At 71.5% G+C, this 1157-nt stretch carries 1 protein-coding gene; it reads left to right on the top strand.

Going from position 1 to position 1157, the window contains the following annotated elements; all coding sequences use genetic code 11:
- The coding region (locus BBH68_RS38705; protein WP_342673171.1) for a putative T7SS-secreted protein at positions 1–1157 on the top strand (1157 nt) is incomplete at both ends.

The raw sequence follows: 1157 nt of genomic DNA, 5'->3' as shown, positions 1-1157 counted from the left end.
TGGGTCCGCGACAAGTCCCGCTCCGCGGCCAACGCCCTGGGCGCCGACGTGGCCGAGATGCGGCTGGACGAGACCGAGGACCCGAGGAAACTGGTCTTCGGCAGCGCGGGCAAGCTGCGGTCCACGGCCACCCACCTGCGCGACTTCCAGAAGGCGTTCGACCAGGTCGGCAAGGGGCTGAAGGGACTGGACGCCTCCCATCTGAAGGGTCAGAGCGCGGACACCTTCCGCGAGAAGGTGTCCGTCGAACCGCAGAAGTGGTTCAAGGCGGCCGACGCCTGCGAGAAGGCCGCGGCGGCCCTGGAGGGCTTCGCCGGCACCGTGGAGTGGGCACAGGGCCAGGCGGCAGAGGCCGTCGAGGCGTACAAGGCGGCGAAGAAAGCGTCGGAGGAGGCGCGGTCCGCGCACAACGCGAAGGTGGAGGCATACAACACGGCGGCCGACACCTACAACGCCGCCGTCAAGGACGGCAAGGACCCGGGGCCCGAGCCGAAGAAGCCGGGGGCCTTCCACGACCCGGGCCCGGCGAAGGCCAAGGCCGCGCAGGAGATCCTGGACGAGGCGCGGCGGCAGCGGAACAAGGCGGAGGAGACGGCGCGCAGGGCGGTGGAGCAGGCGCGGGACGCGGCCCCGCCCAAGCCCTCCTACAGCGAGCAGGTCAAGGACGGGCTGGACGGCCTGTCACTGGATCTGGACCACTTCGCCGGCGGGGTGGTCAAGGGGACGGCTGGGCTGGTCAACTTCGCGCGTCAGCTCAACCCCCTGGACCCGTACAACCTGACCCATCCAGCCGAGTATGTGACGAATCTGAACAGTACGGCGGCGGGTCTGGTCACGCTGGCCAACGACCCGATGGGCGCGGGCAAGAACATGCTCGACGCCTTCGCCAAGGACCCCGGCGAGGGGCTGGGCCGACTGGTGCCCGAACTGATCGGCACCAAGGGACTCGGCGTGGCCCGGGAGGGCCTGACGGCCGCCTCGTACGCCCGGCGCGGGACGGAGGCCGCGCGGGCGACCCGGGCCGGTGAGGACGCGGCGCGGGCGGCGCTGCGCAAGGAGGGGCGGCACCCGTTCGCGCGGGAGGACGCCCGGAAGACCTGCAAGGGCACCGATCCGGTGGATCTGGCGACGGGCAAGATGTTCCTGCCGCAGACGGA

Origin of the sequence: Streptomyces sparsogenes (assembly GCF_001704635.1) — a bacterium.
Taxonomy (GTDB): domain Bacteria; phylum Actinomycetota; class Actinomycetes; order Streptomycetales; family Streptomycetaceae; genus Streptomyces; species Streptomyces sparsogenes.
This window is presented reverse-complemented; position numbering and strand designations above follow the sequence as displayed.